Origin of the sequence: Streptomyces sp. GESEQ-35, assembly GCF_017948485.1 — a bacterium.
In the GTDB taxonomy this organism is placed as follows: domain Bacteria; phylum Actinomycetota; class Actinomycetes; order Streptomycetales; family Streptomycetaceae; genus Streptomyces.
This window is the reverse complement of sequence record NZ_JAFFSX010000002.1, coordinates 182,999-196,541: the sequence shown is the minus strand read 5'-3', so window position 1 is coordinate 196,541 and position 13,543 is coordinate 182,999. Positions and strand designations below refer to the sequence as shown.

7 protein-coding genes are annotated in these 13,543 nt (G+C 71.7%); 2 read left to right on the top strand and 5 right to left on the bottom strand.

Annotated features, from left to right (window positions below; genetic code table 11):
- Window positions 1–15 precede the first annotated feature (15 nt).
- From KCH87_RS48840 to KCH87_RS04385, 5 genes are all read right to left on the bottom strand, one after another.
- The gene (locus KCH87_RS48840) at window positions 16–7,305 is read right to left on the bottom strand and encodes a type I polyketide synthase (protein ID WP_247195703.1); all 7,290 of its coding nucleotides are present in this window, start codon (window positions 7,303–7,305) and stop codon (window positions 16–18) included.
- Window positions 7,306–7,795: 490 nt separating this feature from the next.
- A complete protein-coding gene (gene msrB / locus KCH87_RS04400; protein WP_210584284.1) occupies window positions 7,796–8,203 on the bottom strand; it encodes a peptide-methionine (R)-S-oxide reductase MsrB in 408 nt (135 codons plus the stop codon).
- A gap of 13 nt (window positions 8,204–8,216) precedes the next feature.
- Window positions 8,217–9,602, bottom strand: coding sequence for a UDP-N-acetylmuramate--L-alanine ligase (gene murC, locus KCH87_RS04395; protein ID WP_210584283.1), 1,386 nt, complete (start codon window positions 9,600–9,602; stop codon window positions 8,217–8,219).
- Window positions 9,603–9,646: 44 nt separating this feature from the next.
- The gene (locus KCH87_RS04390; protein WP_210584282.1) at window positions 9,647–10,120 is read right to left on the bottom strand and encodes an indole-3-glycerol phosphate synthase; all 474 of its coding nucleotides are present in this window, start codon (window positions 10,118–10,120) and stop codon (window positions 9,647–9,649) included.
- A gap of 146 nt (window positions 10,121–10,266) precedes the next feature.
- A complete protein-coding gene (locus tag KCH87_RS04385) occupies window positions 10,267–11,046 on the bottom strand; it encodes a pyrimidine reductase family protein (protein WP_210584280.1) in 780 nt (259 codons plus the stop codon).
- Window positions 11,047–11,198: 152 nt separating this feature from the next.
- Here KCH87_RS04385 and zapE point away from each other — a divergent pair, with 152 nt between their 5' ends.
- Both zapE and KCH87_RS04375 read left to right on the top strand, forming a co-directional pair.
- The gene (gene zapE, locus KCH87_RS04380) at window positions 11,199–12,305 is read left to right on the top strand and encodes a cell division protein ZapE (protein ID WP_210584278.1); all 1,107 of its coding nucleotides are present in this window, start codon (window positions 11,199–11,201) and stop codon (window positions 12,303–12,305) included.
- A gap of 654 nt (window positions 12,306–12,959) precedes the next feature.
- Window positions 12,960–13,538, top strand: coding sequence for a carbonic anhydrase (locus KCH87_RS04375; protein ID WP_210584276.1), 579 nt, complete (start codon window positions 12,960–12,962; stop codon window positions 13,536–13,538).
- Window positions 13,539–13,543: the final 5 nt, after the last annotated feature.

Below are 13,543 nucleotides of genomic sequence, written 5' to 3'. Positions count from 1 at the left end.
CCGTGTCCGTCATGTTCACCAGCCCGAGGAGGTGTAGACGACCGCGCGCGCCGACTCGTCGCCCCAGGCGAGTTCGCGCAGCAGCGCCGCGGTGCCCTCCTCGGGGTCGATCAGCTTGATGCCGCGCCGGGCATACTCCCGGCCGAGTTCCGGACTGACCATGCCGGTGTGGCCGCCGGTCGGCGCCCACGGACCCCAGTGCACGGTCAGCGCCCGGCGGCCGGTGCGCGCGGCCCACGCGGAACCGAGGCTCTCCAAGGCGTCGTTGGCGGCCGCGTAGTCCGACTGGCCCCGGTTGCCGAGGACGGCGGAGATGCTCCCGAACAGCACGGCGAACGCGGGCCCGCCCGGCAGTTCCTCCAGCGCCGTCAGCAGCGTTTCGGCGCCGACGGTCTTCGTGCCGTACACCCGCTCGAACGACTCGGTGGTCTTCTCGGCGATCACCTTGTCCTCGATCACCCCGGCCGCGTAGACGACCCCGTCGAGCCTGCCGTGCTCGGCGTGGATCTCCTTCACCGCCTGGAGGGCGGCATCCGGCTCCCGGAAGTCGACGGAGTGGTAGCGGGCCGGGCTGCCTAGCGCTTCCAGTTCGTCGAGCGTGGCGGTGATCTCCCGCTGGGCCAGCAGGAGTTCGGTCGCGCGGTTGATCTCGGCGGGCGTCAGACCACCGCGGGCCGCAAGGGCCGTACGCAGGGCGGCCCGGTCGGGGGCGGCGGCGGTCGCCGGGTCCTCGGGGCCGTCCGGTGCGGGTGTCCGGCCGAGCAGTTCGATACGGCAGCGGGAGGCGGCCGCGAGCGAGACGGCGAACTTGGCGGTGATCCCACGGGCACCGCCCACCAGCAGCACGACCGAGTCACGGTCGATGCCGAGCGCGGCGGCCTCGGCGGCGCCGTCCCCGGCCGGCCCGGCACCGGTCGTACCGAGGGTGCCGAGCGGCGTCTCCACCAACTCCAGCCCGTGGCGGCCGGATTCGGTGCGCAGGACGACCGGGGCCGCCGGTTTTGGCGCGAGCAGTTCGGCGAGCAGCGCGTCGGCGACGGCGGCGGGCGCGGTGTCGTCCAGGTCGACGATCCGCACGCTGGTCTCCGGGTACTCGCGGGCGACGGTGCGGAAGAGGCCGTGCAGACCGGCCGACCGCGGGCCCGGGCCGGCGGGCCGTACGGCGAGAAGGTGGCGCGGGGCGCGGCCGAGGGCCGCCTGGAGGACGGGGAAGGCGTCCGGCAGTACGGCCGGCGCGGAGGTGGCGAGCGGGTCGAGGAACAGCACGCCGTCCAGCCGGCCGTCGGCCTCGGTGAGTTGGTGTTCCCGGCCGAGGGACAGGGTCTCGGCACCGTACGAGGTCAGCCGGGCCGTGACCTCCCGGGCCGCGGCGCCGCCCTCGTCGTCGCCGAGCAGCACGAAGCGCTGCCCGGCCAGGACGGCGGACGGTTCCGCGGCGGCCGACTCCAGGAGGACGGGCCGGAGCACGAGCCGCTTCGGGGCCTCACCGGTCACCGGGGCGGGTTCCACGACTTCCTCGACCTCGGCCTGCCTCGGGGCGAGCCGCCCCGCGAGCCAGTCGGTGACCGACGCCGCCGTGCGCGCCTTCGCCAGCTCCTCCAACTCGGCGTCGTCGAGCGCGGCGAGGTCGGTGCCGCCCCCGGCGCCCAGGCGCTTGGCCAGTTCACCGGCGATCTCGGCGCGCTTGATGGAGTCGATGCTGAGGTCCGCCTCAAGGTCGAGGTCGGGCTCGATCATGTCCATGGGGTATCCGGTGCGCTCGCTGATGATCTCGAGCACGACGGAGAGGACGTCGACCTCTTCGGGCCCTTGAGGCGCTACGGGTGCTACGGGTGCTACGGGTTCCGGAGTGGCGGGCTGCAAGGCCGGTTGTTCCACCGGAAGTTGAACGGGAAGCTGGACAGCGGGCTGCTGTGCCGGCACCCACTGCCCCGCGGCCGCCGCTCCGCCGAAGTACGTCAGCAGTACGTCCCGCTGGGCCGCCACCATCTCCCGGCTGGTGCGCAGGAACTCGGAGATCAGCGCGTCCTTGTCCGAGTGGGCCGGGGTGCCGTTCGTGTGGTTGGTCGTCACAGTCGTCTCCACGACTCGTCGGGCCGGCGCGAGGGCACCGGGGAGGAGTTCTCCGGCGGCGGTGCGGACCAGCTGGCCGTCGACCGTCCAGCCGGGCCGCTTCGGCGCGGGGGTCCGGACGGCGTCGACGGCGTCCCGGCCTCGTAGCAGCCATGCGGTGCGTACCGGCAGCCCCGCGACGGCCAGTTGGGCCAGTGCGTCGAGCCAGCCGCGCAGTCCACTGCCCGCGCGCGGCTCGCAGGCGACGGTGCGGTGCGGACGGTCGCCGAGGATCTGCCCGACCAGCCGGGTGAGCACGGACCCCGGGCCCGCCTCGACGAAGACCCGCGCTCCGGCCTCGTACATCGCCTCGATCTCCGCGACGAAGGCGACGGGTGCGCCGATCTGGGCGGCCAGTTCGGTCCGTACGGCGTCTGCGTCGTCGGCGTACGGGCGGCCGGTGCGGTTGGACCACACCGGGAACTCGGGTGCGCGCACGGTCTGTTGGGCCAGAACCCCGGCGAACCGCTCACCGGCGCCCGCCACCAGCGGGCTGTGGAAGGCGCAGGCCACGGGGATGCGCTTGGCGCCGACACCGGCCGCGCGCAGCTGTCGTACGGCCTCCTCGACCGCCGCCGTGGGTCCCGAAATCACCGTCTGGCCGGGTGAGTTGTGGTTGGCGACGACGACCCCGGCCGATGCGTCGAGCACCCGCTCGATGTCCTCGGCACCGGCCGCCACCGCGGCCATCGTCCCGGGATCCGCGCCGGCCGCCCCGAGGATCGCTTCCGCCCGCTCGGCGCTCAGCGTCAGCAGCGTCTCCGGGTCGAAGGCCCCGGCCGCACACAGGGCGACCAGCTCGCCGTAGCTGTGTCCGGCGGCCATGTCGGGCCGTATCCCGGCCATGGTGAGCAGGTCGTGGGCGGCGAGGCCGACGATGCCGAGAGCGGGCTGCGCGACCCGGGTGTCGGTGAGCCGGGCCTGCTGACGCTCTCGCTCGGTGTCGTCGAAGGCAGTGGGCGGATACAGCAAGTCGGCGTGTCCGCCGCCGAGTTCGAGGTAGTGCTGGAGTTCGGGAAAGGCGATGAAGACGTCGGCGAGCATGCCGGGCCGCTGGCTGCCCTGCCCGGGGAAGAGGAAGGCGACTTTCCCCGGGAACACCGGGCCGGCCTCGCCGTTGGGGGTTGGGTGGGCTTGGCCCTTGGGGCTTGGGTGGGCTTGCCCCTTGGGGGTTTCGTCGGCTTGAACGGCGGCGCCTTGGACGACCTGACCCCCGGGAACTTGGCCAGCGTGACCGCCGGAACCTTGGCCGGCGTGACGCCCGGGACCTTGACCGGTCTGACCGCCGGAACCTTGGTCAACCTGACCGCCGGAATCTTGATCGACCTGACCCCCGGGACCTTGGCCAGCGTGACCGCCGGAACCTTGATCGACCTGCCCCCCGGGACCTTGGCCGACGTAAGCGCCGGAACCTTGATTGGCCCGGCCCCCAGGACCTTGACCGGCCTGAGCGCCGGCGCCTTGGACGGCCCTGGCCCCCGAGGCTGCGTTGGCATCACCCTCCGAGCCCGAATCGGCATTGCCCAGCAAGCCCCCGTCGGCCTCGTCCGCCGAGCCCGGACCGGCCAGATGAATCCCGGCGGCCGGATCGTGCTCTCCCGCCAGCGCCCGCCGCAGCTGCCCGGCCAGTCCGGCCACGTCCGTCGCGACGACGGCGACCCGCACCGGATCGTGCCCGGCGTCGGCCCGGCGAGACGCGCTCAGCGCCAGGTCCCGCAGCCGCCAGGGCCACCCGCCGTCCGTCCCGGCAGACTCGGCGGCCTTGAGTACCTCCTCGATGGCCCGCCGAGCCGTCGCCGCATCCTTCCCGCGGAACACGAACAGCTCCGCGGGCCACGCGTCGAGCCCCTGCGCCGACGGCACGGCATCGCCGTAAGCCTCCAGCACCGCATGGAAGTTGGTGCCGCCGAACCCGAACGCGCTCAGCCCGGCGAGGCGTTCCTCGGCCGGAGCCGCCCAAGGGCGGGCTCGGGCGTGGAACACGAACGGGCTGTCGCCCTCCCGCCACCCGGAGTTGGGCCGCTCCACATGCAGCGTCGGCGGCTTGACGCCGTGGTGCAGCGCCAGCACGGTCTTGATCAGCCCCGCGAGTCCCGCGGCGCATTTCGTGTGCCCGATCTGCGACTTGACCGACCCGAGCGCACACCCGCCCGCCTCGGCCCCGGCCTCGCTGAACACCTCGCTGAGGATGGTGAGTTCGGTACGGTCGCCGACGACGGTGCCGGTGCCGTGCGCCTCGACCAGACCCACGTCGGCGGGCGAGACCCCGGCGTTGCGGTAGGCCCGCTCAAGGGCGGCGCGCTGGCCTTCGGGGCGCGGCGCCGTGAGCCCCAGCGACCGCCCGTCGCTGGAACTCCCCACTCCCTTGATGACGCCGTAGATCCGGTCCCCGTCCCGTTCGGCGTCCGCCAGCCGCTTCAGCACCACGCACGCGACGCCCTCACCGAGCGCGATACCGTCCGCCGAGCTGTCGAAGGCCCGGGACCGGCCCGTCGGGGACAGGGCGTGCACGGAGGAGAAGAGCACATAGTCGTTGATGCCGTTGTGCAGATCCGCGCCGCCGCACAGCACCACGTCGCTCGTCCCGCCGACGAGTTCCTTGCACGCGACGTCGACAGCGGCCAGCGAGGACGCACACGCCGCGTCGACGGTGAAGTTGGCGCCGCCGAGGTCGAGCCGGTTGGCGATCCGGCCGGAGATGACGTTGGCCAGCATGCCGGGGAAGGAGTCCTCGGTGAGCCTCGGGAGTTGCTGCTCGACGCCGTCGGGGATCGTGCCGTAGTACGACGGCAGTACGGCCCTCAGCGTGGTCGCGTTGGACAGGTCGCTGCCCGCCTCCGCGCCGAACACGACGGAGGTGCGCGCCCGGTCGAACGCCCGCCCCCGCTCGCCGTATCCGGCGTCCTCCAGCGCACGCCGGGCGGCCTCCAGGGCCAGCAGCTGCACGGGCTCGATGTTGCCGAGGGACGTGGGCGGAATGCCGTAGCGGAGCGGATCGAAGGGGATGCGGGGCAGGAAGCCGCCCCACTTGGACGTGGTGGCGCCCCCACCGTCGGAGTCGTAGTGCACGGCGGGGTCCCAGCGCTCGGCCGGGACCTCCGTGACCGCATCGTGCCCGCCCAGGACGTTCGCCCAGAAGGCGGCGAGGTCGGGGGCCTCGGGGAACATACAGGCCATACCGACGACAGCGATGTCGAGGGGCGCGGGGGCGGAGGGTTCCTCGACGCCGCCGCCGAAAACTGCACGCAACTCTCGCGCGCGTTCGTCGAGGAAGTCGGCAGCCCCTTCGGCCACCGACCGGTGCAGCGCGTCGATCGAGGTGGTGGCCGAGCGCAGCACCGCGACCTCCCCGGCCATGAACATCCCCTGGGCGAGCTGCCGTTCCTCGTCCACGGCCGCCAACTCACCGGAGGTGTCCCGGTCGACGCCCTTGCTGGCGATCCGCAGCCGCCCGACGTTCAGCCGCTCCAGTGCCTCCCAGATCCCCCGGTCCGGCACGCCTTCGGCACGCAGCTGGGCCTCGCGCTCCCGGTAGTCGTCACTGAAGGGGCTCGGCACGCAGCGGGTGGCATGGCCGGGCGCGGTCTCCAGCAGGGCGGTGCCGGTCGCGGCGACGACCTGGCGCTGGAAGAGGGGCTGGATCGCCCCGCAGTCCACGGCCTCCTCGGTGAACAGGTAGGCGGTACCCATGAGGACGCCGACGGCGGCGCCGCGCGCGGTCAGCGGCGCGGCGAGCGCGGCGACCATCGCCGCCGACCGCTCGTCATGGACGCCGCCCGCGAAGAACACCTCGATGCCCGCGCCGTCCTCCGCGTCCCCCAAGTGGTCCTCGATGACAGCGAGTTGGGCCTCCCACAGCGGAAAACTCGCCCGTGGCCCGACATGGCCGCCGCACTCCGAACCCTCGAACACGAACCGGCGCGCCCCGGCCTGGAGGAACTGCCTCAGCAGCCCCGGCGAGGGCACGTGCAGGAAGGTGCTGATCCCCTCCCGCTCCAGCGCCTCGGCCTGGGAGGGCCGCCCGCCCGCGATGATCGCGTGTGTCGGCCGCAGCTCTCGTACGACGTCCAGCTGGGCGTTCCGCGTCTCCTCCGGCGCGAAGCCGAGCACGCCGACGCCCCAGGGCCGCCCGGCCACGGCGTCCCTGGTCTCCGCCAGCACGGCCCGGGTCTGCTCCCCGTTCGCGAGGGCGAGTGCGATGAACGGCAGGGCGCCGTCCCCGGCCACGGCCGCCGCGAACCGCGCCCGGTCGCTGACCCGGGTCATCGGACCCTGCGCGACCGGCCTCCGGGTGCCGAGGGCCCGGCTCATCGGGGACCCGTCCCGCAGCGCCCGCGCGGCCACGTCGTCGCGCACCGCTTCTCGTACGGCTTCGGTGAGCGCACGCACCACCCGCCCCGCGTCACCCCACCGTTCGGCGAACCGTGCCGCCAGGAAGCCGTCCTGCCCCACCGGCAGCACCTGCCTGCGCAGATCCTGCGCACCGAGCAGCTCCACCACCGAGGCGTCGTCCGGCACCGACGGCGCATCCGGCCCCCGGCGCCGCAGCACACGGTGACCGCCGGCCACGACCGTTTCGGAGCCGTCCATCGACCGCAGCGCGGCGGCGGCCGCCTCGGGCAGCTCCGACTCGGCCAGCAGGGCCAGTTGACTGTCGAGTACGACTCCGGCGGCGCCGCCCGCGACGGCGGCGGCGGCGGTACGGGGGCCGATGCCGCCGCAGGCCCACACGGGCAGGCCGACATCGGACAGCAGCTGCTGGAGCAGCACGAACGTGCTCAACTCCCCGATCCGGCCGCCGCTTTCGGAGCCGCGGGCGATCAGCCCGTGCGCCCCGGCGTGCACCGCCTCGCGGGCCTGCTCCAGACTGGTGACCTCGGCCAACACCCGGATTCCGGCGGGGAGTTCGTCGATCCGCCAGGCCGCGTCCACGGAGAGGACCACCGTGCCGGGACCGCCGTCGGGGAGCTCTTCGGGCCGGATCCGGCAGCGCGCTCCGACCCGCACCCCGTACGGTCCGGGCCCGAGGCGTCGTATTCGCGCCAGCGCTGCCCTTGTTCTTCGGTCGCCGGCACCCAGGTCCAAGATCCCGAGCCCTCCGGCACGGCTGACCGCCGCGGCCAGACGGGCGTCGGGTTCACCGAACGGGGTGACTCCAATGATCATGTCCTCGGCGTGCACAGCAGACGTCATGACGCTCCCGAATAATCGGTGAGACCGCACGGTGGGGGGCAGGAATTCCGTTGGAGACGCTGGCCTAAACCATGCGGCAGCCAACACCAGAAATTACCGGCCGGTCAACAAGGCCCAGGCTTTCGGCAGACCGCTGTATGACATTCGGCCAGCGCCGACGGACGCCCCCAAGAGCCGAAAAATCCGGCCAATCCCAATCAGGCGCGACGCGGGCCGGATGCACGGAAACAGGGGCCCGGCGCCGGGATTCTGACAAAGCGCTGACCAATTCACTCGTGTCTCATGCTTTCGAAACACGGTCGACCGCTCTTCAACGCTTTGTAAACTTTGCATGTCCACCTCATCCCGGCCGGAAAAGGCCGGGTGGAGAGGGTGCAGAGAGAGCGCGAAGACATTAGGGACATGCCCCTGTAGATGTCCCTAATGGTTCACGCGAAATTCGACAAGCGGAAACACACCGGGCGGCGTCAGGTGGCTTTCGTAAATCCGCTCAGCCCTCGTCCGGCGCCAACCGCACAGCGATGCTGTTGATGCAGTAGCGCTGATCCGTGGGCGTCGCATATCCCTCGCCCTCGAACAGGTGACCGAGATGCGAGCCGCACCGAGCGCACCGCACCTCCGTCCGCACCATCCCGTGCGAGCGGTCCTCGATCAGCTCCACCGCATCGGTGTCGCGTGCGTCGAAGAAACTCGGCCAGCCGCAGTGCGACTCGAACTTCGCGTCCGAGGTGAAGAGTTCGGCGCCGCAGGCCCGGCAGGAGTAGACGCCCTTGGTCTTGGTGTCGGTGTACTCACCGGTGAACGCGGGCTCGGTCGCGGCCTGGCGCAGCACCGCGTACTCACCCGGGGTCAGCTCCGCGCGCCACTGCTCGTCCGGCTTCTCGATGTCGTACGACATGGGTGTCAGCCCCTCACTGCGACAGACGGTCCAGGATCAGCGGGCCCAGGTCTGTCACATCGCCGGCGCCCATGGTGAGAACGAGATCGCCTGCCTTGGCCATTCCCGCGATCACCGACGGGGCCTCGGCCTTGTCGTGGACCGCCGTCACGTCCGCGCCCGCCGCCCGCGCCGCCTCGATGATCACCTCGCTGGTCACACCCGGGATCGGGTCCTCGCGGGCCGGGTAGATGTCCAGGACGACGGAGGCGTCCGCCAGGGCCAGGGACTGGCCCATCTCCTTGCCCAGCTCCTGGGTGCGGGAGAACAGGTGCGGCTGGAAGACCACCAGGATCCGGGCGTCGCCGGCCGCCGACCGCATCGCCTCCAGGTCGGCCGTCATCTCGGTCGGGTGGTGCGCGTAGGAGTCGATGACCTGCACGCCGGCCGCTTCGCCCTTCAGCTGGAGGCGGCGCTTGACTCCGGTGTACGCGGCCAGCGCGGGGGCGAGCTCCGCGGCGGGGACGCCCAGCGCCACGCCCGCGGCCAGCGCGGCGACCGCGTTGTGCGCGTAGTGCCGGCCGGGCACCGAGACCGTGAAGGTGATCTCCGCGCCGTCCAGGACGACCGTGACCTCGCTCTTCAGCCCCTGGGCCCGCACCGACAGGATCCGTACGTCCGCGTCCGGCGACTCGCCGTACGTCACCACGCGGACGCCCTCGATCCGGCGGGCCAGCTCGCGCGCGCCCTCCTGGTCCGCGGCGATCACCAGCGTGCCGCCGGGCACGATCTTGCCCGCGAAGGTCGCGAAGGACTCGTAGATCTCGTCCATCGACGCGTAGTTGGCGTGGTGGTCGAGCTCCACGTTGAGGACGATCGCGACCTCGGGCGCGTACTTGTGGAAGCTGCGGTCGCTTTCGTCCGCCTCGGCCACGAAGATCTCTCCGTCGCCGTGCAGGGCGTTGGAGCCGGGGGCGTCCAGGTCGCCGCCGATGGCGTACGACGGGTTCAGGCCCAGCTCGGACAGCGACACGGCCAGCATGGAGGTGGTCGTGGTCTTGCCGTGGGTGCCCGCGACCGCGATCGGCCGCAGGCCCCCCATCAGGTCGGCGAGGGCGTCGGAGCGGTGCACCACCGGGATGCCCAGCTCGGCCGCGCGGGCGAGCTCCGGGTTGTCCTTGCGGATCGCCGACGACACCACGACACAGCTGGCGTCGTCGGCGAGGTGCTCGGTGGCATGCCCGATGTGCACGGTCACGCCCAGCGCGCGCAGCGCCTCGGCGGTGGCGGACTCCTTCGCGTCACTGCCCGCGACCTTCGCGCCCCGCTGCGCGAGGATCTTCGCGATCCCCGACATTCCGGCCCCGCCGATGCCGATGAAGTGCGGTCGGTCCATGGCGGTAGGAAGGCCGGGTGCCATGTGTGTTTCTCCCCAAGTGATGCGACACGTGTCGAGGGGTCAGCCTATGCCTTGCTGTGGGAGAAGAGCTTCAGCACCGGCACCCCCACCTTGTGCCGGGCCCGCGAGGCCCAGTCCCGGTGGAAGAACTCCTCCACATAGTGGGGATCGGTCAGCACGATGACCTCGTCGGCCCCGATCTCCTCGACCGTGGCCCTGAGCGAGTCCAGCGGGTGGTCCTCGACGAGACGGCCCTCCGCCTCGTTGCCGGAGCCGCGCAGGGCCGTGAGGGACACCTCCAGGGCCCGTTCGCCGAGGGCGGCCGCGTCCTCGCCCTCCGGGGTCTCCCGCTCGCGTGCGGCCTCGTCGAGCTCGCCGAGTGCGATGTCGTCGATGGCCCGCAGCAGGCGGTCGGCCTGGTCACCGCGCGGCTGGAGCAGAACATGGAAGGAGACCGGCTCTTCCCCGTGCAAGGTCGTGACGAACTCGACGTCGGCGGATGTCAGGGCCTTCTCGATCATCAGTACGCTTGTGAACACGACAGGCGTCCTTCTCCTCCGTGGGCCGTCCGTAGGCCCCTGCGGAAACCATCCTGCCCCGCGATCGCACGGGGACTGCGAGTTTTAGTGTGCCCGGCGGAAGCTAAACGGAACGGGAGATTCCGCCGATCACCGGACCGGCCTGCTCAAGCCCGCCGGTACCGGCCGAAGAGGAACCCGTCCTCCTCCAGCAGGGACGCCAGTGCGAATCGCCGCGGTACCGCGACGGACGGGCCGCCGGCGATCCGCTGCGCGTCCCCCACGGTGAGCATCGGGGACACGGTCAGACACAGTTCGTCGAGCACCTCGGCGGCCACCAGCTGACCGAGCAGCCGCGGGCCGCCCTCGCTCAGCAGCCGGGTGTGTCCGAGGCCGGCGAGGGCCCGTACGGCGCGGGCGGGGTCGACTCCGGCCCCGTCTCCCGCGATCACCACCCGGGCGCCGGCCTTCTCCGCCGCCGAGATCCGGTCGGGGGCCGCGGCGGCGCCCGTGAGGATCAGGGTCGGCACCAGGGGCGAGGTGAACAGCGGAAGCGAGAAGTCGAGGTTCACGCTCGCGGTGACCACCGCTATCGCCGGTGCGGGCGCCTGCCCGGCCGCCGCACGCCGCTCAGCGAACTCCGCACGCGCGCGTGCCGGTCGGTAACCCTCCTGACGTACCGTTTCCGCGCCGACCACCACCACATCCGCCAGCGCCCGCAACATCCCGAAGATCCGCATGTCGGTCGCGTTGGAGATGGGCTGTGAGCGGCCGTCGTGCTGGGCGGCGCCGTCGAGCGTGGACACCATGTTGGCGCGCAGCCAGGGTTCCCGCCCACCGGGCGCGGGGGTGGGTGCGGGATAGGCGTAGGCGTCGGCCAGCTCGTCGAGGCTCCATTCACGGGCGTCCGGGGCTGTTTCGTAGGTCACAGGGAACAGACGTCGCATGTCGTGCAGTCTGGCACGGCGTCAAGCAGGTCTGGCGAGGTCGGGCGCGGTGCGACCGCGCCCCGAAGGGGCGCGGGGAACTGCGCGACCAGCCACAACGGACCCGCAGACAGAGCACCGGCCTGCCGGCGGAACGCTTAGAGTTGGGAAGCGTGCGTAACTCCACCGCCGACTCCGGGCTCGGTCAGATATCCGACGTGAGCCCCGTCTCCCTGTGCGCCCGCGAGCCACACGTCCCCGCGGAGCGCCTCGTCGCCGAGATGGTGCCGCCGCCGCGCTTCGACTCGGTCCGCTTCAGCACGTACCTCCCGGACCCGAACCAGCCCAGCCAGACCGAGGCCGTCCGGGTCCTGGAGAGCTTCGCGGGCGGGCTGGGCGGCGCGCATGCGACCGGCACCGCCAGGCGCGGCTTCTTCGGCTTCGGCAGGGCGAGGGCCCCGAAGGCTCCGGCCGGCCCCCGCGGCGTCTACCTCGACGGCGGCTACGGCGTCGGCAAGACCCACCTGCTCGCCTCCCTCTGGCACGCCACCCCGGCCGAGCCCGAGTTCAAGGCGTTCGGCACGTTCGTGGAGCTGACGAACCTGGTCGGCGCGCTCGGCTTCCAGAAGACCGTCCAGACCCTGTCCGGGCACCGTCTGCTGTGCATCGACGAGTTCGAGCTGGACGACCCCGGCGACACCGTCCTCGTCTCGACGCTGCTGGGCAAGCTGGTCGACGCGGGCGTGGCGCTCGCCGCCACCTCGAACACGCTGCCGGGCAAGCTCGGTGAGGGCCGGTTCGCGGCCGTCGACTTCCTGCGCGAGATCCAGGGCCTGTCCGCGCACTTCCGCCCGCTGCGCATCGACGGCGAGGACTACCGCCACCGGGGGCTGCCCGAGGCGCCGGCGCCGTACTCCGACGAGCAGGTCACCAAGGCGGCGTACGCCACGCAGGGCGCCTCGCTCGACGACTTCCCGCATCTGCTGGAGCACCTCGCCCGGATCCATCCCAGCCGGTACGGCGCGCTGACCGACGGCATCACGTCGGTGTGCCTCACCGACGTCCAGCCGATCCCGGACCAGTCGACCGCGCTCAGGCTCGTCGTCCTCGCGGACCGGCTGTACGACCGTGAGGTGCCCGTCCTTGCCGCGGGGCTGCCTTTCGACCAGCTGTTCAACGAGGAGATGCTGAACGGCGGTTACCGCAAGAAGTACTTCCGGGCGATCTCCCGGCTCACCGCGCTGGCCCGGGACGCCAAGGGGCTCGTCGAGGCCGGCTAGTCGACCGACTCCCCCAGGTCAAGAGGAAGATCACGCCAAGAAACCCGCCCTTTCAGGCTCTCTTCAGCCTGAAACGTTAAGTTAACCCTGCAAACAACTTCGCAGGGTTAACGTGTTTCTTGACCAGCCATTGACCAAGTGTTGGCGCGTGCATAAGTCGTGAACTGCCTGGAGGGGGGCGCATGTTCCGAGGTACGACGACCCGGACCGTCATTTCGGCCCTCGCCGCCGTCCTGCTCGCCCTACAGTTCTTCGCTCCCTCCACGTCATTCGCATCCGCGCACACGGTCGGTCATATCGAGGCCAAAGCTCAGCCCGGATCCAAGCTGTCACCCAAGGCACTGCGCGACGGAGTCATCACGTTCCGCGACGCGAGTTGCTCCGGGGATCCGACCGGTCCCCAGCACAGCCGAGAGCGGAACCGCACCTCCGTCGCCTGGCCCGGGGCGCAAGAGCGCCCGCTCGCGGCCCCGGGCACGGCAGCCGCACTTCTCCCGGCCCTGAGCGCCGCGCAACGTAGCGTGGCGAGACCCTCGACAGGCCTTTCTCCGGCCGCACTTCAGGTCTTCCGCTGCTGAGAACAGAGCAATCCCCACACCACTCTGTCTTGTAAGCCCGACGCGCCTTTGGCGCGCCAGGAGGAATCACCACGTCATGCAGCCCCTCATCGACAACGCCCGCACATTCGGACAGCGCCCTGAGGAGTTCGCCAAACTGGCCGAAGGCCAGTCCCCCGAGGTCCTCTTCATCACCTGTTCCGACTCCCGGGTCGTACCGGCCCTGATCACGGGCGCCCGCCCCGGCCAGCTCTTCGAGCTGCGCACCGCGGGCAACATCGTCCCGCCGTACGCCTCCGAGCACCCCACCAGCGAGGCCGCCACCATCGAGTACGCGGTGGAGGTGCTCGGCGTCCGCTCCATCGTGGTCTGCGGCCACTCCCACTGCGGAGCGGTCGGCGCACTGGTGCGCGGTGACGATCTGGACGCCGTACCCGCCGTCCGCGACTGGCTCGTCAGCGCGACACCGCGCCCGAAGGGGGCGGCCGACGACCCGACCGTGACCGAGGGAGTCCAGAGCCACGTCCTGGCGCAGCTGCTGCGGCTGCGCTCCTACCCCTGCATCGCGGAGAAGCTGGCACAGGGCCAACTCGCCCTGCACGCCTGGTTCTACGAGGTGCACACCGGCGCCGTACTGACGCACAGCCCGCAGACCGACACCTTCAAGGCCCTGTGAGCACC